Source organism: Ruegeria sp. PrR005, assembly GCF_010500245.1.
Taxonomy (GTDB): Bacteria; Pseudomonadota; Alphaproteobacteria; order Rhodobacterales; family Rhodobacteraceae; genus Ruegeria_B; species Ruegeria_B marisflavi.
In genome coordinates, this window is record NZ_JAAGOX010000032.1 from 281,215 (window position 1) to 303,286 (window position 22,072).

At 62.6% G+C, this 22,072-nt stretch carries 22 protein-coding genes; 18 read left to right on the forward strand and 4 right to left on the reverse strand.

Annotation, left to right across the window (positions count from 1 at the left end; translation table 11 throughout):
* Nucleotides 1-34 precede the first annotated feature (34 nt).
* Nucleotides 35-1,963: an elongation factor G gene (locus G0P99_RS16995; RefSeq protein ID WP_164131668.1), complete on the reverse strand. Its 1,929-nt coding sequence runs from the start codon at nucleotides 1,961-1,963 to the stop codon at nucleotides 35-37.
* A 305-nt stretch (nucleotides 1,964-2,268) separates the two neighbouring features.
* The gene (gene hemN, locus G0P99_RS17000; RefSeq protein WP_164131669.1) at nucleotides 2,269-3,624 is read right to left on the reverse strand and encodes an oxygen-independent coproporphyrinogen III oxidase; all 1,356 of its coding nucleotides are present in this window, start codon (nucleotides 3,622-3,624) and stop codon (nucleotides 2,269-2,271) included.
* A gap of 65 nt (nucleotides 3,625-3,689) precedes the next feature.
* Here hemN and fnrL point away from each other — a divergent pair, with 65 nt between their 5' ends.
* Nucleotides 3,690-4,433 (forward strand): transcriptional regulator FnrL, encoded by a 744-nt coding sequence (gene fnrL, locus G0P99_RS17005; RefSeq protein WP_164131670.1) that lies wholly within the window; start codon nucleotides 3,690-3,692, stop codon nucleotides 4,431-4,433.
* Between the two features lie 72 nt (nucleotides 4,434-4,505).
* Here fnrL and G0P99_RS17010 read toward each other — a convergent pair whose 3' ends face one another.
* Nucleotides 4,506-5,378 carry a LysR family transcriptional regulator gene (locus tag G0P99_RS17010; RefSeq protein ID WP_164131671.1) on the reverse strand — a complete coding sequence of 291 codons (873 nt, stop codon included), beginning with the start codon at nucleotides 5,376-5,378 and terminating at the stop codon, nucleotides 4,506-4,508.
* A 98-nt stretch (nucleotides 5,379-5,476) separates the two neighbouring features.
* Here G0P99_RS17010 and glyA point away from each other — a divergent pair, with 98 nt between their 5' ends.
* The 3 genes from glyA to G0P99_RS17025 are packed head-to-tail and all read left to right on the forward strand — an operon-like array spanning nucleotide 5,477 to nucleotide 8,885.
* Nucleotides 5,477-6,799, forward strand: a complete 1,323-nt coding sequence (gene glyA / locus G0P99_RS17015) for a serine hydroxymethyltransferase (RefSeq protein WP_164131672.1) — start codon at nucleotides 5,477-5,479, stop codon at nucleotides 6,797-6,799.
* A 60-nt stretch (nucleotides 6,800-6,859) separates the two neighbouring features.
* Nucleotides 6,860-7,114: a GlsB/YeaQ/YmgE family stress response membrane protein gene (locus G0P99_RS17020; RefSeq protein WP_164131673.1), complete on the forward strand. Its 255-nt coding sequence runs from the start codon at nucleotides 6,860-6,862 to the stop codon at nucleotides 7,112-7,114.
* Between the two features lie 31 nt (nucleotides 7,115-7,145).
* Nucleotides 7,146-8,885, forward strand: a complete 1,740-nt coding sequence (locus tag G0P99_RS17025) for an adenylate/guanylate cyclase domain-containing protein (protein ID WP_164131674.1) — start codon at nucleotides 7,146-7,148, stop codon at nucleotides 8,883-8,885.
* A 12-nt stretch (nucleotides 8,886-8,897) separates the two neighbouring features.
* On the opposite strand, the gene G0P99_RS17030 is transcribed toward G0P99_RS17025, so the two are convergent.
* Entirely contained in the window at nucleotides 8,898-9,737 is an 840-nt protein-coding gene (locus G0P99_RS17030; RefSeq protein WP_164131675.1) for a universal stress protein, read from the reverse strand.
* A gap of 190 nt (nucleotides 9,738-9,927) precedes the next feature.
* On the opposite strand from G0P99_RS17030, the gene ccoN reads away from it, so the two are divergent.
* The 14 genes from ccoN to G0P99_RS17100 all read left to right on the forward strand — a co-directional run bounded on the left by ccoN (nucleotide 9,928) and on the right by G0P99_RS17100 (nucleotide 21,814).
* A complete protein-coding gene (gene ccoN, locus G0P99_RS17035; protein ID WP_164131676.1) occupies nucleotides 9,928-11,535 on the forward strand; it encodes a cytochrome-c oxidase, cbb3-type subunit I in 1,608 nt (535 codons plus the stop codon).
* Nucleotides 11,536-11,549: 14 nt separating this feature from the next.
* Entirely contained in the window at nucleotides 11,550-12,278 is a 729-nt protein-coding gene (gene ccoO, locus G0P99_RS17040; RefSeq protein ID WP_164131677.1) for a cytochrome-c oxidase, cbb3-type subunit II, read from the forward strand.
* Between the two features lie 10 nt (nucleotides 12,279-12,288).
* Nucleotides 12,289-12,474, forward strand: coding sequence for a cbb3-type cytochrome c oxidase subunit 3 (locus G0P99_RS17045; protein WP_164131678.1), 186 nt, complete (start codon nucleotides 12,289-12,291; stop codon nucleotides 12,472-12,474).
* The gene (ccoP, locus tag G0P99_RS17050) at nucleotides 12,471-13,340 is read left to right on the forward strand and encodes a cytochrome-c oxidase, cbb3-type subunit III (protein WP_164131679.1); all 870 of its coding nucleotides are present in this window, start codon (nucleotides 12,471-12,473) and stop codon (nucleotides 13,338-13,340) included. Before G0P99_RS17045 ends, ccoP begins: the two co-directional genes overlap by 4 nt.
* Nucleotides 13,341-13,824: 484 nt before the next feature.
* Entirely contained in the window at nucleotides 13,825-15,153 is a 1,329-nt protein-coding gene (gene ccoG, locus G0P99_RS17055) for a cytochrome c oxidase accessory protein CcoG (RefSeq protein WP_203583146.1), read from the forward strand.
* Between the two features lie 2 nt (nucleotides 15,154-15,155).
* Entirely contained in the window at nucleotides 15,156-15,614 is a 459-nt protein-coding gene (locus G0P99_RS17060) for a FixH family protein (protein ID WP_164131681.1), read from the forward strand.
* Nucleotides 15,615-15,618: 4 nt separating this feature from the next.
* On the forward strand, nucleotides 15,619-17,796 hold the full coding sequence (locus G0P99_RS17065; RefSeq protein ID WP_164131682.1) for a heavy metal translocating P-type ATPase: 2,178 nt from the start codon (nucleotides 15,619-15,621) through the stop codon (nucleotides 17,794-17,796).
* A gap of 4 nt (nucleotides 17,797-17,800) precedes the next feature.
* On the forward strand, nucleotides 17,801-17,959 hold the full coding sequence (ccoS, locus tag G0P99_RS17070) for a cbb3-type cytochrome oxidase assembly protein CcoS (RefSeq protein ID WP_164131683.1): 159 nt from the start codon (nucleotides 17,801-17,803) through the stop codon (nucleotides 17,957-17,959).
* Between the two features lie 47 nt (nucleotides 17,960-18,006).
* On the forward strand, nucleotides 18,007-18,411 hold the full coding sequence (locus G0P99_RS17075; RefSeq protein WP_164131684.1) for a cupin domain-containing protein: 405 nt from the start codon (nucleotides 18,007-18,009) through the stop codon (nucleotides 18,409-18,411).
* An 89-nt stretch (nucleotides 18,412-18,500) separates the two neighbouring features.
* Nucleotides 18,501-18,698, forward strand: a complete 198-nt coding sequence (secE, locus tag G0P99_RS17080) for a preprotein translocase subunit SecE (RefSeq protein WP_164131685.1) — start codon at nucleotides 18,501-18,503, stop codon at nucleotides 18,696-18,698.
* Nucleotides 18,699-18,904: 206 nt separating this feature from the next.
* Nucleotides 18,905-19,438 (forward strand): transcription termination/antitermination protein NusG, encoded by a 534-nt coding sequence (gene nusG / locus G0P99_RS17085; RefSeq protein ID WP_164131686.1) that lies wholly within the window; start codon nucleotides 18,905-18,907, stop codon nucleotides 19,436-19,438.
* A gap of 108 nt (nucleotides 19,439-19,546) precedes the next feature.
* Nucleotides 19,547-19,972, forward strand: coding sequence for a 50S ribosomal protein L11 (gene rplK / locus G0P99_RS17090; RefSeq protein WP_164131687.1), 426 nt, complete (start codon nucleotides 19,547-19,549; stop codon nucleotides 19,970-19,972).
* Between the two features lies 1 nt (nucleotide 19,973).
* Nucleotides 19,974-20,672, forward strand: a complete 699-nt coding sequence (rplA, locus tag G0P99_RS17095) for a 50S ribosomal protein L1 (RefSeq protein WP_164131688.1) — start codon at nucleotides 19,974-19,976, stop codon at nucleotides 20,670-20,672.
* Nucleotides 20,673-20,890: 218 nt separating this feature from the next.
* Nucleotides 20,891-21,814, forward strand: coding sequence for a glycosyltransferase family 2 protein (locus G0P99_RS17100; protein WP_164131689.1), 924 nt, complete (start codon nucleotides 20,891-20,893; stop codon nucleotides 21,812-21,814).
* Nucleotides 21,815-22,072 lie beyond the last annotated feature (258 nt).

The following is a 22,072-nucleotide window of genomic DNA, read 5'->3' on the forward strand; positions in this document are numbered from 1 at the left end:
CGGAAGGTTTCCGAGCCTTTGCAACTGTTTCACGTCATCCGGCGGCGGCGCGTTCCTTTGCCGATTTCGGCATCGGGCCCCGCAATTCCTCATAATGGTCAAAGCCCAGTTTCACCCAGGCGGTGCCACGGGTGGAACTGGCCAGCGAGCGATGCAGCTCGTCCTCGGCCACTGCTGGCAGCAGCGCGTTGAAGACCTCCCACCCGGCGGCGCTGGGATGCGCTTCGAACCCGAGAACCTGGCCCTGAAGCGAACTGATCGTTGGCACCAGATCACCGACAAAGGTGGACGGCAGGTGGATCTCGGCGCGCAGGACAGGTTGCAGCACCACCGGTTTCGCCATCGGCAGCGCCTCGCGCACGGCCGCCTTGCCCGCCGTGCGGAAGGCATAGTCGGAACTGTCCACCGCGTGGTGCTTGCCGTCTTTCAGCGTCACCTTCACATCGACAACCTTGAACCCTTCGGGACCCTGGGCCAGCGCGTCTTCGGCCCCTTGCGCCACGGAAGGGATATAGTTCTTGGGAACCGCGCCGCCCTTGACCACCTCGTCGAACTGGAACCCGCTGCCGCGCGGCAGCGGTTCGACCGAGATCTGGACATCGGCAAACTGGCCCGCCCCGCCCGATTGCTTGCGGTGCCGGTGATGGTGATCCACCGGTTTCTGGATCGTTTCGCGATAGGCGGTCTCGACCGGTTCGGCGATGATCTCGACCCCGAAATCCTCGGCCAGCTTGGCCGATACGCGGCGCAGATGCTGCGGCCCTTGGCAGCCCAGAATGGAATGTCCGGTCGCCTCGTCGATGCTGAGGTGCAGGCCGGGGTCGATCTCGTCCATTCGCGCCAGCGCCGAAGACAGGCGGGCATCGTCGCGCTCGTGCGCGGGGGTGATGAGCTGCCGGTGGCTTGGCGGGTGGCTGCGTGCCCAATGCGGCAACTCGGTCGCGGCGGCGCTGTCATAGATATTGCCCGGTGACAGGTGATCGGACTTCACGGCAAGACCGATCTGCCCGGCCTCCAGCGCGCCAATCTGGGTGCGCGCGTCCAGATCGGTGAGGCTGCCGATGGTTTCCCCTCCCAAAAGCTCGTGGGCCTTGACGCCGTCTCCGAGGCCGCGCAGCACCACGATCTTGCCGATATGTTTCTTGACATCGGCAAAGCCCGCGATGGCGCGGGCCTTTTCGCCGGCCTCGTCCCGCCCGGCGGCGATGTCGAACTGCGGTGCTTCATGGCGGAGCGCCTTCATCACTCGGGTCAGCCCGTTGCCGTGACTGGCCGCCCCAAGGTAGGCGGGGATCAGCTGGTGATTTTGCAGGACCTTGGCGGCCAGATCGTAGATTTCGGCGCTGGGCGGCTGCTTGTCCTCGATCAGTTGTTCAAGCAGGTGATCGTCGTAATCCGACAGCGCCTCGAGCAGTTCGGCGCGCGCCTCCTGTTCCCGTTCAACGGCCGAGCCGGGCATTTCGATCAGGGCAGAGGGCTGGCCCTCGCGGTATTGCCAGGCGCGTTCCGAGATCAGATCCACCGCGCCCACGATCTGGTCGCCCTCGCGGATGGGCACCTGGCGCAGGGTGATGTGATGGCTGCAATAGCCTTGCAATGCCGCCACGATATCGCGGATCCGTCCATTGGGGTTGTCCATCCGGTTGATGAACAGGATCGCGGGAATGCCGGCCTCTTCGACCAGTCGCAGGTAGGGCGCGCAGAGCACAGCGGCATCCGGATCGGGCGGCACCACGATCACCGCAGCATCGGAAATTGCCATGGCGGGGCCGACAAAGGCCAGCGCATCGCCGCCCCCGTCCACTTCAATCGCGCACCAGGGCTCATCCAGGTAAGAAAAACCGTGCAAGTGCACGGTCCCGGATACATCGAAAGTTGTGGGGCGGCTGTCGAGGCGACTGATGGCCTCGACCAGGGTGGACTTGCCCGATTGGGTGGGTCCGAGAACGGTGAAAACGCGCATTGGGGCTGTCCCTTTTCTTGCTGCAATACTGTCTGCTGCGGAAACAAGGCTATGGCGAACGATGCTACGTCCGCTTGCCTGTATCGGGTGTCGCCTGCCTCACGGCGAGATCCCTTCAGCGCATCTGCGTGACCGCATCGCCAGGGTTTCCCGCCTTGGTACGAGTGTGGGAAATCAGGGCTTTGTACGTCAAGTCCCTTGGTGAAAATGGAGGCGGGATCTTGCAAGACCCCGCCCGCTCTGACCCGGCTCCCCCTCCGGGGTCAGAGCAGTTTTCGAATAAACCGGATCGGATCGAAAACGCTTTAGATGGCCGAACTGTGTCCGGCTTTACTGAGGTCGTAGTCGTCGAAACAGCGGGCCACCATCCGGGTGAGTGGCCTGGCTTCCGGCGGAATGAACAGACCGTCCTCGGTGATGCGCAAAAGACCTTCGAAATTCTCGTTGGCCTGATGGTACATGCGCTGCAACTCGCTGGCCGAGATGTCGTGGTCGCGCAGAATCTCGGACGTGTTGATCCGGAAATCGCACATCAGCGCCTCGATCAGCCGCGCACGCAGAATGTCCTGACCCTTGAACTGGTGGCCCCGCGAGGTCGAGAAATTTCCGGCGCGGATGGCGCCCGTGTGGGCCGAGGTCGCCGGGGCGTTCTGGGCAAAACCTTGCGGGAACTTTGAAATCGCGCTGGCGCCGACCCCGATCAGAACGTCGGCTTGATCGTCGGTATAACCCTGGAAGTTTCGTTTCAGCTTGCCGGCATCCAGTGCCCGCGTCAGCCCGTCTTCGCGCGTGGCGAAATGGTCGATTCCGATTTCGGCATAGTTGTCCCACAGGAACAACCGGCGGGCGGTATCGAACAGGTCGAGCCGTTCCTCGGGTGTCGGCAGCGCATCCGAGGGGATCAGTTGCTGGCGCTTGGCCATCCATGGAACATGCGCATAACCGTAGAGCGCGACCCGGTCGGGGTTGAGCGACAACAGCTTTTGCACGCTTTCGGTCATGCGGGCGCGGGTCTGGTGCGGCAGGCCATAGAGGATATCGGCGTTCAGGCTGTAAATTCCGCGGGCGCGGATCATATCCACCGCTTTGCGGGTGATGTCATACCCCTGAATGCGCCCGATCGTCTTCTGAATCTCGCTGTCGAAATCCTGAATGCCGATGGAGGCGCGGTTCATGCCAGCCTCGGCAAGGGCATCCAGACGGGCGTCGTCGATCTCGTTGGGGTCGATTTCCACCGAGAACTCGGCGTTGGGGCCGAGCGGCACCACGTCGAAGATCGACTTTGCCAGGTCGCGCATCAGATCGGGGTTCAGCAGGGTCGGCGTGCCGCCGCCCCAATGCAGCCGGGAAAGGCGCACACCTTCGGGCAGACGGCTGGCCAGCAGAGCGAGTTCGGCCTTGAGCGTTTCCACATAGGCGATGACCGGATTGTCGGTCTGGGTGCCCTGGGTCCGGCAGGCGCAGAACCAGCACAGCCTGCGGCAGAATGGCACATGCACATACAGCGAAACCTCGCTGTGCGGCGGAATTGCCCCGATCCAGTTGCCAAAATCACTTGCGCCCACGTCATTGCTGAAGTGGGGCGCGGTTGGGTAGCTCGTATATCTCGGCACTTTCGCGTCAAAAAGTCCGAGTCGGGCCAATTGAGGTTTCGCTTTCATGCAAGTACGCTTATGTGAGCCTTTCGAAATGGACCTTGACCCAGATCAAGTAGGACCGGGAACAAATGAGCAGCCACCCCCAACTTTGCCATTCCGATTGCGACGATTGTCCGATCAGACACCGTGCAGTGTGCGCCCACTGCGACACGAGCGAGTTGGAAGAGCTGGAGCAGATCAAGTATTACCGCAGCTTCGAGGCCGGGCAGACCGTGATCTGGTCCGGCGACCAGATGAGTTTTGTGGGATCGGTCGTGTCCGGTATCGCCTCGCTGACCCAGACGATGGAGGACGGGCGGACCCAGATGGTGGGGCTGCTGCTTCCGTCGGATTTTGTTGGACGCCCGGGGCGCGACGGTGCGCCTTATGACGTGGTGGCGACCACCGATCTGGTCATGTGCTGTTTCCGCAAGAAACCGTTCGAGGAGCTAATGGCGCGCACCCCGCATATCGCGCACCGGCTGCTGGAAATGACACTGGACGAGCTGGATGCAGCGCGCGAATGGATGCTGGTGCTGGGTCGCAAGACCGCGCGTGAAAAGATCGCCAGCCTTCTGTCGATCATCGCCCGTCGCGATGCCTCGCTGACCAAGCGCGGCATGAGCGGGCCGATGGTGTTCGACCTGCCTCTGACCCGCGAGGCGATGGCCGATTACCTGGGCCTGACACTGGAAACGGTGAGCCGCCAGATCTCGGCCCTGAAAAAGGACGGGGTGATTCACCTGGAAGGCAAGCGCCACGTCACCATCCCGGATATGGGCCGGTTGATGGAGGAAGCGGGCGACGATACCGATGGCGGTTTCCTGGTCTGAGACCGGGGGAAGCGAGGCGCTGCCTCGCGCTCCTGCGTATTTGCAGCGAAATGAAGGGGTGCGGGCCGGGGTTCAACTCTGGCGCCGTAGCCAGTCGGCCACGCGCCGGGCGGCAGAGCCCGGTGGCAATGGGCGCGGCGCCCAGAGCCGCAAGGCGCGCGGCAGGGTGACCCGCGTGGAAAAAGGCGCCACCAGTTGGCCGCGCGCCAGATACGGGGCGATCAGCGCCTCGTGTCCCATCAGCACCCCGGCGCCGTTCACCGTTTCCTCGACCGCCAGCGCATAGAGCGAGAATTCGGGTCCGCGCGGCACAAAGGTCTGACCGGGCAGGGCAGCGGACATCCAGTGCGACCAGTCAGCGTGCCAGGTGGTGTCGATCAGACAGGGCAGGTGGCGCAGATCCTCGGGCCGGTGCAACCGATCCGCCAGTACGGGTGCGCAGACGGGTGTGATCGTATCTGCGGCCAGCGCCTCGCCTGGCCCGTCGCCGAAGAACAAGCACAGATCGAAGGGCGCGCGTTTGAGGTCGGGCGGCTGCTCCATCGCGGTGACCGAAATCTCGATCTCGGGCGCTGCGGCGCGCAGGCCGGGCAAACGGGGAGACAGCCAGAGCTGGGCAACCGAGGGGAGCGCGGCCACATGCACCACCTGCGGTTTGGCACCGGTGCGCAGGCCATGGCTGACCTTGGCCAGCCGGTCGAAGGCGACGGTCAGGTCCGGCAGGACATCGACCGCAAGCGCGGTCAGATTGACGCCTCGGGCACCGCGTTCGAACAGCGGTGCGCCCAGCATGTCCTCAAGCTGCTTGATCTGGGCCGAGACCGCGCCGGGGCTGACGCCCAATTCCTCGGCGGCGGCGGCAAATCCGCCCAGTCGTGCGGCAGCCTCGAACGCGCGCAGGGCGTTCAGCGGCAAGGGGCGGGGGCGGGGCGGGGCGACGGGCATGGGATAGCCTCAGATTTTCTGACCCTAGTTTTTCGGGAAACTGATTTGCGCGCAAGAGGCGGTTTGGTGATCCTGAGGACACAGATACGGAGGATGCCATGCCACAGCTTGCCGCCCGCCCCTGGGTGCCCGCCCTTTGCGAGACCCGCGTTCAGCAGATCGCCGAGGCCACGGCCCGCGCCGACAGCAATGCCATCGATGCCCGCCTGGAGGCGCTGATCGAGGAAAACCGGGTCATCCATGACACGGAGTGTTTCAACCTGAATCCCGCGACCAATGTGATGAACCCGCGTGCCGAGGCGGCGCTGGCGCGGGGATTGGGCAGCCGTCCCTCGCTGGGCTATCCCGGCGACAAATACGAGATGGGGCTGGAGGCGATCGAAGAGATCGAGGTCATCGCCGCCGAGCTGGCGGCACGGGTGTTCAACGCACGCTACGCCGAGATCCGGGTTGGCTCGGGCGCGCTGGCAAATCTGTATGGGTTCATGGCGTTGACCCGACCCGGTGACACGATCATCGCGCCACCGGCCAGCATCGGCGGCCATGTGACCCATCACAAGGCGGGCTGTGCGGGGCTTTACGGTCTGAGCACAATCGAGGCGCCGGTGGATGCGGATGGCTACAGCCTGGACCTGACGGCGCTGGCCGAACTGGCCGAGCGGCACCGGCCCAAGCTGATTACCGTGGGCGGCTCGCTGAACCTGTTTCCGCATCCGGTGGCGGCCGTGCGCGAGATTGCCGACCGGGTCGGTGCCAAGGTTCTGTTCGACGCGGCGCATCAATGCGGGATCATCGCGGGCGGCGTCTGGGCCAACCCGTTGGACGAGGGCGCGCATCTGATGACGATGAGCACCTACAAGAGCCTGGGCGGTCCTGCGGGCGGGCTGATCGTGACCAATGATGCCGAGATTGCCGAACAACTGGACGCCATCGCCTTTCCCGGCATGACCGCCAATTTCGACGCGGCGAAATCGGCGGCGCTGGCAATCTCGCTGTTGGACTGGGTCGATCACGGCGCGGCCTATGGTCAGGCGATGGTCGATCTGGCGCAGGCGCTGGCCGCCGAGTTGGAGGCGCTGGGCCTGCCGGTGTTTCATGGCGCGGGCGGAGCCACCGCCTCGCACCAGTTCGCGGTTGAGGCGGCGCGGTTCGGCGGCGGTCAGGCTGCGTCGAAGGTGCTGCGCCGGGCCGGGTTCCTGGCCTGCGGTATCGGCCTGCCCGTGGCCCCGGTTGCGGGGGATATGAACGGCCTCCGGATCGGCACGCCGGAGCTGGTGCGGCGCGGGGTAACGCCCGACCATGCGGCGGAACTGGCCTGGCTGATCACGCAAGGTCTCACCGGCAACGACCCCGAGGCGGTGGCGCTGCGCACCCGCGAAATGCGGGCGCGGTTTCAGGGGATGCAATACATCAGGTCGTGACCGGTCCGGCGATCCGTGATCTACTTCCCAAAGGAAATCAGATTTTGGGAGACGCGGATCATGCAGTTCGAAAGCCTGTTCGTGATGCTTATCGTTGGTATTCTGGCCGGGTGGCTTTCCGGCCGTATCATGGCCGGGCGCGGGTTCGGCCTGATCGGCAACATCATCGTCGGTATTGTTGGTGCATTCCTTGCCGGGTTGATCTTTCCCGCCCTTGGCTTTGCTGTCGGCGGCGGCTTTATCGCATCGGTAATCCATGCCACCATCGGTGCTGTGATCCTGCTGTTCCTGATTGGATTGGTCCGCAAGGCATGATGCGCCTGCCTTGAAGCGGGGAAACCGCCTTATGGAGAGACGGTTGGCGGCCGTGCTGGTCGCGGATTTTGCAGGCTATAGCTCCCATGTCGGCCGCAACGAGGAACTCGCGGTCCGTGCGGCGCGTGGGCATCTGGATGCCATCGAACTGGTCATCGGCCTGCACCGGGGGCGTGTGGTAAAAACCATGGGGGACGGGTTGCTGGCCGAGTTTGCCTCGTCCCGGGATGCGGTCGGCTGCGCGGCTGCCATCCAGCACAGGATGATGGAACGCAATGCGCCTCTGGAGGCCTCTGAGCAGATGCTCTTGCGGGTTGGCGTTCACTCGGGCGAGATCCTGTCGGAGAGTGGTGATATCTTTGGCGATGATGTGAACATCGCAGCCCGCATCGAGGCCCATGCGCCGACAGGCGGTGTTGCCGTCTCAGAGTGTGTCCGTGACGAAGTGGCGGGCCGGTTGGATATCGCTTTTCGGGATGCCGGTTCGCCTGCGTTGAAGAACATATCGCGCAGCATCCGTCTGTTCGATTGGATGCCGTTGCGACAGGCGGATGCGCCCGCAGCGCGCCCGAAAGCGGTTGCCGATAAACCCTCGCTGGCGGTTCTTCCCTTGACGAACTGGTCGGCAAGTCCCCAGACCGAGTACATCGCCGATGGATTGACCGAAGATATCATTTCCGCCCTTGCGCGGGTTCCGTGGCTTTTCGTGATCGCCCGGAACTCTTCCTTTGCCTACAAAGGCACCCCGATGGACGTACGGCAGATCGGCAGGGACCTGGGTGTCAGATATGTTCTGGAAGGCAGCATGCGCATCCAGGGCAACCGGATCCGGGTCAGTGGCCAACTTGCCGACACGGCATCCGGCGCGCAGGTCTGGTCAGAGCGGTTCGATGGCACCGACGAGGACATATTCGATTTGCAGGACAAGGTGACCGCAGCCGTGGTTGCCGCCGTGGCGCCCACCGTGCAGATGGCAGAGATGGAGCGCGCGGCGCAGAGCGCGCCGGGCAATGCCAGCGCCTATGATTACTATCTGCAAGGGCTGGCGGCGCTGAACCGGGCGCAGGTGGCCAAGGCTGCCGATTTGCTCGACGCCGCGATCGACGCGTCTCCGGGTTACGCCAAGGCCATGGCGCTCAGGGCCTGGTGCCACACGCTCAATGTTGCGTGGCGGGTCGGCTATGCGCAGGATACGGATCGCGCGCGGGGAGGCGAACTTGCGAAGGCGGCGCTTGATCTTGCCCCCGGCGATCTCGAAGTGGCGGCCTATGCCGGGTATACCCTGGCCTTCTTCGGTCTTGAAATAGAGCGGGGAATGGGGCTGGTCCGGCAGGCCTGCGACGGCTGTCCAAGCTTTGCCTGGGCCTGGACATCGCTGGCGATGCTGGAAGCGTTGCAGGGCGACAGCGACAAGGTTCTGGACCTTGCGGGTCGGGCGCGACAACTGAACCCCAAAGATCCCTTGTGGTTTCGTGCGCTGGTCGCCATTGCCGCCGTTCACCGCGACGCGGGGCGGTTCGACGAGGCGCTTCAGGCCGCACAAGAGGGGTTGCAGCTCAATCCCAATGTCGTGGTTCTGTATGTCCATTTGATCTGCGCGCTCTGCGAACTGGACAGGATGGACGAGGCGCGGACAATGGCGAGCAGGCTTCTGGACCTGTCTCCGGAATTCTCGGTGTCCCGGTTTCAGGACCACCACAAGTATTTCCGCGCGGCACTGCATACCGCGCAGAACACACGCTGGCTTACGGCTGTGGGGCTACCGGAGTAGCCCCTTGCCTGTTCAATGCGCCATGAAGATGGGAACGGTTGCCTTCTCCAGCATGTTGCGTGTCGCGCCGCCAAGGATCGCTTCGCGGAAACGGGAGTGACCGTAGGCCCCCATCACGATCATGTCGGCATCGGTATCCGAGGCATGACGGTTGAGGATGTCCGACACCCGGGTCATCGTCTTGCTCAGAACGTCGATTTCGACCTTTACACCATGGCGGGACAGCATCTGGCTAAGCAATCCGCCGGGATCCGACCGGTCCGGGCCGTGTTGCGGCGGGTCGATCACCACGATGCGAACCAGTTCCGCCGCCCTCAGGAACGGCATCGCAAGACGGATCGCCCGCATGGCTTCGACGCTTTCGTTCCAGCCGATCAGGACCGTGCGCGGTTGCTTGATCGGTGCCCGATCATCGGGAACCACCAGAACCGGGGCATGGCCTTCGAACATGGCGGCTTCAATGATCGGCTCTGCCTCTGCGCCCCGGTTTTCCCCATAGGGACGCGGTAGCACGACAAGATCCGAGAAACGGGCGCGGTGAGCGACATGCCGTCCCAGATCTGCAATCTGGGCAACACCGCTTTCCGCCGACCAGCGCACGCCAGCCTTGGACAGGTGATCCTTGGCCAAAGTCAGCACTTCCTCGGCTTCCGCATTCGCCCGGCTCAGGGTTTCTTGCAGGATCAAGGCATTCGCCCCGGCGTAATAATACCCGGTCTGGCTGCGGTCGACGCCAAGGCACAGAGCCTCGGCATGGGCATCCTGAGCATCCGCCAGAGCAACCAGCTGATCCAGCGTCGTTTTCGACTGTTTGGGATCCGTCAGGACCGTCAACAAGGATTTGTAGGTCATCTCAACCTCGTGTGAGCATCAAGCCCCGACCAGCGGGGGCGTTACTATTGGCTAATGCCTGTCACACATTTCACGTGTATGTCTTGATGCAGATCAAAGCAGATATATGCGCAATTCTCCAATTAAGCGCCCAGTCTAATCCGTCTGGCGTGACATTAGAATCGCGCGGGACAAGGCAAAGGGACGCAAAATGTCGAATTATATCAAGCTCATCGCGCTTGGTCTCATCGCGCTGTTCGCCGCGATGGGGATAAATTATGCGCGCGACGTGGCTTACATGGTGCATGCAGTCATCGTATTGCTTGTATCGGGTGGGCTTTTCATCTGGACTCTTCGCAACACCGGCGAGCCCGACATCCTGACCGACCGTTCGGGCGAGTACATGGATGACGTGGTCCGTTATGGTGTCATCGCAACCGCATTCTGGGGCGTCGTCGGCTTTCTGGCCGGGACGTTCATTGCCTTTCAGCTTGCCTTTCCGGAGCTGAACTTTGAATGGGCCCAGGGTTATGCAAATTTCGGTCGTCTGCGTCCGCTGCACACCTCGGCGGTGATTTTCGCCTTTGGTGGTAACGCCCTGATCGCAACCTCGTTCTATGTGGTTCAACGCACCAGCGCCGCGCGGCTCTGGGGCGGCAACCTGGCGTGGTTCGTGTTCTGGGGCTATCAACTGTTCATCGTGCTGGCGGCAACCGGCTATCTGCTGGGCGGCACCCAGTCCAAGGAATATGCCGAGCCGGAATGGTACGTTGACCTGTGGCTGACCGTCGTCTGGGTGGCCTATCTGGCCGTGTTCCTGGGCACGATCGTCAAGCGCAAGGAACCCCACATCTATGTGGCCAACTGGTTCTATCTGTCGTTCATCGTCACTGTCGCCATGCTGCATGTGGTCAACAACATGACCATCCCGGTCAGCATCTGGGGCTCGAAATCGGTTATCGTCTGGTCCGGTGTGCAGGATGCCATGGTACAGTGGTGGTACGGCCACAACGCCGTGGGCTTCTTCCTGACGGCGGGCTTCCTGGGCATGATGTACTATTTCATCCCGAAACAGGCCGAACGTCCGGTGTTCAGCTACAAGCTGTCGATCATCCACTTCTGGGCGCTGATCTTTATCTATATCTGGGCCGGTCCGCACCACCTGCACTATACCGCGCTTCCTGACTGGGCCTCGACGCTAGGCATGGTGTTCTCGGTTGTGCTGTGGATGCCGTCCTGGGGTGGCATGATCAACGGCCTGATGACGCTCTCGGGCGCGTGGGACAAGCTGCGTACCGACCCTGTGATCCGCATGATGGTGATCTCGGTCGGTTTCTACGGCATGTCGACCTTCGAAGGCCCGATGATGTCGATCCGCGCGGTCAACTCGCTGAGCCACTACACTGACTGGACCATCGGCCACGTGCACTCTGGCGCGCTGGGCTGGAATGGCATGATCACCTTCGGCGCGCTTTACTTCCTGGTGCCGGTTCTGTGGAAGCGGGATCGCCTCTACTCGCTGAAACTGGTGAACTACCATTTCTGGCTCGCCACCATCGGGATCGTGCTCTACGCCGCCTCGATGTGGGTGACCGGGATCATGGAAGGCCTGATGTGGCGTGAAGTGGATGCAAACGGCTTCCTCGTGAACTCGTTCGCCGAAACCGTTGCCGCCAAGTTCCCGATGTATGTGGTGCGTGCTCTGGGCGGGGTCATGTACCTCACCGGTGCCATCATCATGTGCTACAACCTGTGGATGACCGTTCGGAAAGCGCCGGCCAAAGAGGCCAGCCTGTCCGTCGCGGTCCCGGCTGAATAAGGAGGGCCGGAGCAATGGCTATTCTCGAAAAACACAAGATCCTCGAGACCAACGCGACCCTCCTGCTGATCTTCAGCTTTCTGGTCGTGACCATTGGTGGCATCGTGCAGATCGCACCACTGTTCTATCTGGAAAACACCATCGAGAAAGTGGAGGGCATGCGGCCCTACACCCCTCTCGAAATGGCGGGGCGTGAAATCTACATCCGCGAAGGCTGCTATGTCTGCCACAGCCAGATGATCCGCCCGATGCGGGACGAGGTCGAACGCTATGGCCACTACTCGCTGGCGGCGGAGTCGATGTACGACCACCCGTTCCAGTGGGGGTCCAAGCGGACCGGGCCGGACCTGGCCCGCGTGGGCGGTCGCTACTCGGACGACTGGCACGTGGATCACATGCGTGACCCGCAGTCGGTGGTGCCGGAATCGGTGATGCCAAAATATGGCTACCTGGAACGCACCATGATCGACGGCAAGTACATCGGTGACATCATGGCCACCAACGCGATCGTCGGCGTGCCCTACACGGACGAGATGATCGAGGCCGCACAAGCCGACTTCGCCGCTCAGGCCGATCCCGACAGCGACTATGACGGGCTGCTGGAGCGCTATGGCGATAAGGTGAACGTGCGCAACTTCGACGGTCAGCCGGGTGTCTCGGAAGCCGATGCGTTGATCGCATATCTGCAAATGCTGGGCACGTTGGTCGATTTCTCGACCTTCACGCCGGACGCGAGCCGCTGAGGAGGGAGATATGGAAGAGTATACCCTTTTACGGCAGTTCGCGGACAGCTGGATGCTGTTGGCCCTGTTCGCCTTCTTTATCGGAGTGGTCATCTGGGTGTTCCGCCCCGGGTCGGGCAAGACCTATGGCGACACGGCAAACATCCCCTTCCGGCACCAGGATAAACCCGCCACACACAAGGAGGCGCGGCAATGAGCAAGAAACCCGAATTGAAAAAGGGCGATCCGGAAACCACAGGCCACAGCTGGGACGGGATCGAAGAGTTCAACAACCCGCTGCCGCGCTGGTGGCTGTGGACCTTCTACCTCTGCATCGTCTGGGCCATCGGCTATACCATCGCCTATCCTGCCTGGCCGATGATCAACTCGGCCACGGCCGGGGTGATGGGCTGGTCGACCCGCGCCAACGTTGCAGCGGCGATCACCGACGTCGAAGAGGCGAACGCGCCGATCAATGCCAAACTGGAAGCAGCCGAGCTGACCGCAATCTCTTCGGATGCGGAGCTTAACTCCTACGCCGTTTCGGCGGGTAGCGCTGTGTTCAAGACCTGGTGCGCCCAATGTCACGGTTCGGGTGCCGCCGGTGCTGTGGGCTATCCCAACCTGCTGGACGACGACTGGCTCTGGGGCGGCTCGATCGAGGACATCCACCAGACCGTCACCGCCGGTATCCGCAACACGGAAAACGACGATGCGCGGTACTCCGAGATGCCCGCCTTTGGCCGCGACGAGTTGCTGGAAGCCGCCGAGATCGACCAGGTGGTCAACTATGTGATGTCGCTGTCGGGTGAGCCGCAGGATGCATCGCAGGTGGCCGCCGGCGCGGTGGTCTTTGCGGATAACTGCGCGTCCTGCCATGCCGAGGACGCCACTGGCGACCGCACGCAAGGTGCGCCCAACCTGTCGGATGCCATCTGGCTCTTTGGTGGCGACTATGCCGCGATTTCCGAGTCGGTGAACAACGCCCGGTTCGGCGTGATGCCCGCCTGGAACACCCGACTGACCGAAGCGCAGATCCGCGCGGTCTCGGCCTATGTCCACCAGCTGGGCGGCGGCGAATAACACGAGAATACCTCCGGGCGGCGTTTGCGGCCCGGAGGTTGGCGTCGGCTGTTCGATCTGTTCGCGCGTTTCCTGAACAGCCGGCGCCTTTAGTCATAGTGGCAAAGCATCCGCCGACCAATCCGGTCGGCGGATCTTTTTTTTAAATCGCTCCCTGGGATGGAATGCAACTCTTTGACGTAATTCACAAAATCGTGAGGAAGTCCCTCACTACTCAGGTTAAAGGCCCTTTTTTCCCGATCCGGGCGCCCTGCGACCAAACGACTTTTGCAATTGCAGCATTGAAAGCTGCGTCACAGATACGCTTTTTGACCCATGTCAAAGTGTGCGCAGCGTGTATCTGGAAGAAGTCGCGCTGTAGAATAGCCAGAACCGGAGTGAGTTCGTGAGCGAGTCGACCCCAGAACCTAGCCTTTACGCCGCGCGAGAGCCGATCTTTCCCCGACGGGTTTCCGGAAAGTTCCGTAATCTCAAGTGGATCATCATGGCGGTCACGCTGGGGATCTACTATCTGACGCCCTGGATTCGCTGGGATCGCGGCCCCAGCCTGCCGGATCAGGCGGTGCTGCTCGATATGGCCAACCGCCGGTTCTACTTCTTCTGGATCGAAATCTGGCCGCATGAGTTCTATTTTGTCGCCGGCCTGCTGATCATGGCCGGTTTGGGCCTGTTCCTGTTTACTTCGGCACTGGGCCGGGTCTGGTGCGGTTATGCCTGCCCGCAGACCGTCTGGACTGACCTGTTCATCCTGGTCGAACGCTGGATTGAGGGCGACCGGAACGCGCGCCTGCGGCTGCATCGGCAACAAAAGCTGGATTTCCGTAAGGCTCGGCTGCGGTTGACGAAATGGACCGTCTGGCTGCTGATCGGACTCGCCACCGGCGGGGCCTGGATTTTCTACTTCGCCGATGCTCCGACGTTGCTGCGCGATCTGGTAACCCTCAACGCGCATCCGATCGCCTATACGACAATGGCGGTGCTGACCTTTACCACCTTCTTTTTCGGTGGTTTCGCGCGGGAACAGATCTGTATCTATGCCTGCCCCTGGCCGCGCATTCAGGCCGCGATGATGGACGAGGATACGCTGGTTGTGGGCTACCGCGAATGGCGGGGTGAGCCGCGTGGCAAGGGCAAACGCACTGAGGATTCCGAACTGGGCGACTGCATCGACTGCATGGCCTGCGTCAACGTCTGCCCGGTGGGCATCGACATTCGGGACGGCCAGCAGTTGGAGTGCATCACCTGTGCGCTGTGTATCGACGCCTGCGACGACATGATGGAAAAGATCGGCAAGCCACGCGGGCTGATCGACTATATGGCGCTCAAGGACGAAGAGGCCGAGCGCGCCGGCCAACCGCCCAAGAGCGTCTGGAAGCACATCCTGCGGCCGCGCACGATCATGTATACCAGCCTGTGGTCGCTGGTCGGTTTCGCGTTGCTGTTCGCGCTGTTCATCCGGTCCGACATCGACCTGACAGTGGCCCCGGTTCGCAACCCGACTTATGTCACCTTGTCCGACGGGTCGATCCGCAACACCTATGACGTGCGCCTGCGCAACAAGCATGGCGAGGATCGCCGGTTCCGCCTGTCCGTGGTCGGAGATCCGACGATGCGGATCGAGCTGGAAGGCACACCGTATGAGTCCGTAATCGTTTCGGCTGACACGGCTCAGTTGCAACGTGTATACATCGTCGCACCAAAGGATGCCGCGCCGTCGAATGCCGCAAGCACGGATGTGCGCATCTGGGTCGAGGATCTTGGCAATGGCGAGCGTGCCTACAAGGACACGACGTTCAATGGACGGGGGAACTGAGCATGAGCGAACGCAAGTTCACCGGAAAACATGCGGCGGCTGTGTTCATCGGCGCCTTTGGCGTGATCATCGGGGTCAACATCCTGCTGGCCGTCAGCGCGATCAAGACCTTTCCGGGGCTGGAGGTAAAGAACTCCTACGTCGCCAGCCAGGAATTCAACACCCGGCTGCATGAGCAAGAGGCACTGGGATGGTCGGTGCGCGCGGACGCTGCGGGTGGCCTTGTCACCCTGTCGATCACCGATCAGGCGGGCCAGCCGGTCGAAGTGGCCGACCTGAAGGCGGTGGTTGGGCGGGCGACCCATGTGAAGGAAGATATCGAGCCCGTTTTCACCTTTGATGGCACCGCCTATGTGGCCAAGGCCGAATTGGGGGATGGCAACTGGAACATCCGCATGGTGGCGCGCGCCGAAGATGGCACCGAGTTCACCCAGCGCGTCGTTTTGCATGTGAAAGGGTGATGGCGTGACAGCGCAACTTCGCCCTTCGCTTGCGGCCTGCCCGGCCTGCGTGGCCGCCCCGCTGGAACCGGCCAGACCGGTGCCCGAGGATGTGCAGATTGCCCTGTCCCTGCCCGGCATCCATTGTTCTGCCTGCATCTCGACCGTTGAACGTACCTTGGCCGCATATCCGGGGGTCGAGGATGCACGAGTCAACCTGACCCTCAAACGGGCGCTGATCAAGGCAGCGCCCGACCTGCGCGCGGCCGACCTGATCCCGGTGCTGGAGCGCGCGGGATATGAGGCGCATGAGCTGGATCCGGGCGCATTGAGTGCGACCCAGACGGACCGGGCCGGTCGTGACCTGCTGATGCGTCTGGCGGTAGCAGGGTTCGCGTCGATGAACGTCATGCTGCTGTCAGTGTCGGTCTGGTCAGGGGCGTCGGATGCGACACGCGACATGTTCCACTGGATTTCGGCGGCCATCGCGATGCCAGCCATCGCCTTTTCGGCGCAGCCTTTCTTTGTCAGTGCCTGGAGCGCGTTGAAGGTCAAGCGCCTGAATATGGATGTGCCCATCGTGCTGGCTATCGTGCTGGCGCTGGTGACATCCTTGTGGGAAACCTCGCTGTCGGGGGAAGACGCCTATTTCGATGCAGCGCTGACACTCACATTCTTCCTGCTGGCGGGCCGTTACCTTGATTACCGGACAAGGGCGGTCGCGCGATCCGCGGCCGAGGAACTGGCCGCGCTGGAAGTGCCCCGCGCGATCCGGCTGGAGGATGGCCGGGAGACAGAGATTCCGGTCGCGCAACTGGCGGTCGGCGATCTCATCCTGGTACGGCCGGGCGGGCGGATGCCCGTCGATGGCGAGATTGTCGAGGGGCGCTCGGAGCTCGACCGGTCGCTGCTGACCGGCGAGACGCTGCCGGTCTTTGCCGAGCCCGGACGTGCCGTCAGCGCCGGAGAGGTCAACCTGACCGGGCCGCTGGTGATCCGGGCCAGCGCCGTGGGGCAGGAAACCTCGCTGCACCGCATGGCTGACCTTGTCGCCATCGCCGAAAGCGGTCGGTCGCGCTATACCTCGCTGGCCGACAGTGCAGCAAAGCTTTATGCGCCAGGCGTTCACATCCTGTCGGTCCTCAGTTTCCTGGGCTGGTTGGTTTATTCGGGCGATGTGCGCACCGCGCTGAACATCGCCGCGGCCGTTCTGATCATCACGTGTCCTTGTGCACTGGGCCTTGCGGTGCCGGCGGTGACCACGGCCGCCTCGGGGAGGCTTTTCAAGAAGGGCATGCTGATCAAGCACGCGACTGCGCTGGAACGCCTGGCCGAGGTCGATACCGTTGTGTTCGACAAGACCGGCACGTTGACCGCCGGCACGCCGGAACTGACCAATCTGGGTGAAATCCTGCGCGATGATCTGTCGGTGGCGCTGGCATTGGCGCAGGCATCCTCGCACCCGCTTTCGGTATCCTTGACCCGCGCGGCGCGTTCGGCTGGCGCCGAACCAGCGGCGGTCGAGGATGTGCGCGAGATTCCGGGCTATGGCACCGAAGGTGTCTGGCAGGGCATGCGTGTGCGGCTTGGCCGCGCGGCTTGGGTCGGTGCGGCGCATGGTGGACAGACATCGGCCTGGCTGGCCGTGGGCGACCGGGCACCTGTTGGCTTTCTGTTCACGGACGCGCTGCGTCCCGGGGCCGAAGAAACGGTTGCGGCGCTGAAGGCATCGGGCAAGCAGGTCATGCTGATGTCCGGCGATACCACCGGCGCGGTCGAGGCGCTGGCAAACCGCCTGGGGATCGCCAACTGGATGGCCGAGGCGCTGCCACAGGACAAGGTGGCGCGGGTGCAGGCACTGGCCGGGCAAGGCAAGCGAATTCTGATGGTGGGCGACGGGCTGAACGATACCGCCGCCCTGGTCGCCGCCCATGTCTCGATCTCTCCCGCATCGGCGCTGGATGCGGCGCGGGTGGCATCGGACATCGTGCTGCTGGGCACCGACCTAAGCCCGATTGCCAGGGCCTGCGACACGGCCAAGAAGGCGACCCGCCGGATCCGCGAGAATTTCCAGATCGCGACCGTCTACAACGTCATCGCGGTACCCCTGGCGGTTGCCGGCCTGTGTTCACCGCTGATTGCGGCCTTGGCCATGTCGACGTCGTCCATTACCGTATCACTGAACGCGCTGCGGCTGAGGTGAGCTTATGGAAGTCCTTTCCTATCTGATTCCAATCTCCCTGATCCTGGGCGCGATCGGGCTGCTGGCCTTTGTCTATACCGTGCGGTCCAACCAGTACGATGACCCCGAAGGCGACGCCCGCCGCATCCTGTCAAATGACTGGGACGACCGGCCAAAGCCTTGACGCTTTGCCCGTTTGCGCCAGACTGACGGGAACAGGGGAGAGTCCGAATGGAGATATTCGCAAGCGGAAGCCGGCCGACCCGGCGCGCGAACGAGGAATGGTTTACCGGTACGGTCTGGCAGGATCCGGTGATCGAAGCACCGGAACCGGCGCGCGTGCGCGCCTTGCGCGTGGGGTTCGAGCCGGGGGCGAGAACCGCTTGGCATACCCATCCACTGGGCCAGACGCTGCATGTGCTGTCCGGCGTGGGATTGGTCGGCACCCGGACTGCCGCGCCACGTCTGATCCGCGCGGGCGACACGGTCTGGATCCCGCCGGGCGAGGAACACTGGCACGGTGCGGCGCCCTACACAGGCATGGTTCACCTGGCCATTCAGGAGGCGCAGGACGGGCAGGTGGCCAACTGGCTGGAAAAGGTCGCTGATGCCGACTATCTGACCGTCCCGACCTGAACCGGCGTCCGGGAAATTGAACCGGCCTTGAATTCGGCACCCGGTCCGGCTATGTGCCCTTAATCCGCAAGCAGAGAGAAGTCAGGCAGATGGCCACCAGCAACCCGATCCAGTTCATCCAGCAGGTCCGTGCAGAAGTATCCAAAGTCGTCTGGCCGACCCGCCGCGAGGTTCTGCTGACCACGGTCATGGTCTTTATCATGGCAGCCCTGACAGCCGTTTTCTTTGCCTTGGTCGATCTGTCGATCCGGGGCGGTTTGCAGTTGCTTTTGGGGATGTTCAACTGACCAGCCACGGGCCGGGCGAACAATCCGGCCTTGCACATCGGCGGTTCAGGGGCTAGTTCACGCGGAACCTTTGGGATAGGCGTGCGGCGATTCGAGCTGCGCGCCGCTTTTTGTTCCGGAGAGCGCGGCTTTGCCGCCGCACAAATCGACACATATGCCGGGGTGCCTCGAGTGACCTGGCAAGAAAAGACAAGGACGACAGGTTCATGGCGAAACGGTGGTACTCGGTCAGCGTTCTTTCGAACTTCGAAAAGAAGGTTGCAGAGCAGATCCGTTCCTCGGTCGCCGAAAATGGCCTTGAGGACCAGATCGACGAAGTCCTGGTGCCGACCGAAGAGGTCATCGAGGTGCGCCGGGGCAAGAAGGTCACCACCGAGCGTCGCTTTATGCCCGGTTACGTTCTGGTGCACATGGAAATGTCCGATCGGGGTTATCACCTGATCAACTCGATCAACCGGGTCACCGGTTTCCTGGGCCCACAGGGCCGCCCGATGCCGATGCGCGATGCCGAGGTCAACCAGATCCTCAACCGCGTGCAGGAAGGCGAAGAGGCACCGCGCACCCTGATCTCGTTCGAGATCGGCGAGCGGGTCAAGGTCAATGACGGCCCGTTCGAAGGTTTCGACGGCATGGTCGAGGGCGTGGACGACGACAGCCAGAAGCTGCGCGTGTCGGTGTCGATCTTCGGCCGGGAAACCCCGGTCGAGCTGGATTTCACACAGGTTGCCAAGCAGGCCTGAGGTGAATGCACTGTGGGAGGTTCAGGGTGACGCGTCATCCGGTGCCGGACCACACAACATGAGAACCCGAGGGGCGCGCCCCGAAGGTGTTGAAAAAGGAGAAGGCCAATGGCCAAGAAACTGATCGGCACGCTGAAGCTTCAGGTGCCTGCAGGCAAGGCGAACCCGTCGCCGCCAGTTGGTCCGGCGCTGGGTCAGCGCGGCATCAACATCATGGAATTCTGCAAGGCGTTCAACGCCAAGACCGCAGACATGGAAGTGGGCGCACCTTGCCCGACCGTGATTTCCTATTACCAGGACAAATCCTTCACCATGGAAATCAAGACGCCGCCCGCGTCCTATTTCCTGAAGAAGGCCGCCAAGATCCAGTCGGGTTCAAAGACCCCCTCGCGCGCGACCGCCGGCACCGTCACCGTTGCCCAGGTCCGCGAAATCGCCGAGGCAAAGATGAAGGATCTGAACGCCAACGATATCGAAGGCGCAATGCAGATCATCCTGGGCTCGGCCCGGTCCATGGGCATCGAGGTGAAGTAAGATGGCAAAGCTTGGAAAACGCACCCGCGCAGCCCGCGAAGCCTTTGTCGGCAAGGAAAACCTGTCGGTCGAAGAAGCTGTTGCCCTGATCAAGTCGTCGGCCTCGGCAAAGTTCGACGAGACCGTCGAGATCGCGATGAACCTGGGCGTTGACCCGCGTCACGCCGACCAGATGGTCCGTGGTGTTGTCGGCCTGCCGAACGGCACCGGCAAGACTGTGCGCGTCGCGGTCTTTGCCCGTGGCCCCAAGGCTGAAGAGGCACAGGCCGCCGGCGCGGATATCGTCGGTGCCGAGGACTTGATGGAAACCATCCAGTCCGGCAAGATCGAATTCGATCGCTGCATCGCGACCCCGGACATGATGCCGGTTGTCGGTCGCCTGGGTAAAATCCTCGGCCCGCGCAACCTGATGCCGAACCCCAAGGTCGGCACCGTGACCATGGACGTCGCCCAGGCCGTGCAGAACGCCAAGGGCGGTGAAGTCCAGTTCAAGGTCGAAAAGGCCGGTGTCATCCATGCCGGCGTCGGCAAGGTGTCGTTCGACGAGGCCAAACTGGCCGAAAACGTCCGCGCCTTTGTGGATGCAGTCGCCAAGGCCAAACCGGCAGGCGCCAAGGGCACCTACCTGAAAAAGATCGCTCTCAGCTCGACCATGGGCCCGGGCGTGTCGGTTGACGTGGCCAGCGCCTCGGGCAACTAAGAAACAAGGGACGCGACCCTGGTCGCGGCCCAGAGTTGAAACCCGGTATCGCCACTGGCGGTGCCGGGTTTTTCTTTTTCGGGGTAGGAGGCCATCGTTTTGGCCTGGCCCGTCAACTCAACGCTGTTTTGACTTGGCTGCGGCCTTCGGTGTACGGTCGCCCCGAAAAACGTCCAGCGATGACAGAGGCGGGCAGCAATGACGAAGAAGGGTGAGGCATGACCTCGCAATGGCGTGTCGGTGCCATCCTGAACGAGCCGCTGGCCGACACGCTGCGGTTTGCCGCCTGGTATCTTGACGCCGGCGCGTCGGGTCTGACCTTGTTGTTCGATAATCCCGAAGATCCGGCGCTAGAGGTGCTTGCCAGTCATCCGTCGGTAACCTGTATTCCCTGCACCGCCGAATTCTGGGCCGATCTGGGTCTGACGCCCGACACGCGGTTCACCAAGCGGCAGAACATGGCGCTCAGCTGGGTCTATCGGTCGATGCCGGACGGATGGCTGTTGAATGTCGATGCAGACGAGTTCCTGCATGTCATAAACGGGGCCGTGTCCAGTTTTCTGGCCGCCATGCCCGCTGAAACAGAAGCGGTGCGGGTGGAAACTGCCGAAATCGTTGTAGGTCCGGCAGGAGCGACAGAAAACATCTATCGCCTGCCGATGGAGCGGGACGTTGCCCGCCGGGTCTATGGTGACAGCGCGGCGCTGTTCGGTCCTCGCAGAAAAGGGCTGATCGGCCACCCGCAGGGGAAATCCTTTGTCCGTTGCGGTCTGCCGGGCGTCAGCCTGCGTCAGCATTGGGCGCAGCGCGCCGACGGCAGCGAGATCGCTGAACGATACGTGCCGGTTCGCGAGGGCGCGGCGCTGCTTCATCACATCGGGCTGGACTATGCCGTTTGGCGGGCCAAGCTCGACTGGCGGCTCGTCTCCAGTGGGTTTACCGTTCCCCTGACCGAGCGGATTCGCGCCATGCTCGACTTGCCCGACGCCGAGGAGAGGTTGCGGACCCTGCATGCCGACTTGCACGGTGTGGATGCTGAACGGCTGGACCGGCTGCGCGCCGAAGGTGTGAGCCTAGAGCTTCCCATTGACCTGGATGGAATAACCGCCCGGAGGTTCGGGAAAGGTCATGGAGCGGCCTGATCGCGCCGATCGGTCGTTTTACCCCTTGGAAACCCCGCCACTCTGTCCTAAGTAAGTCTGCGAGTAAAGCGTGCGATTCGTCGTGCGCTTTATTTCGTTTCGTCCAAGACGGTGGGTGGCCACATTCGTAGCCTTAATTTCCTGCCTGAGACGGGAAGGACCAAAGAGATCGAGGGCTCGACCCTCGGGCGATTATTTGGCTCAGCCCCGTAATGCGGACATGAACGCCGGGTGCGAGCCCGGCAAATATGAGCCGGG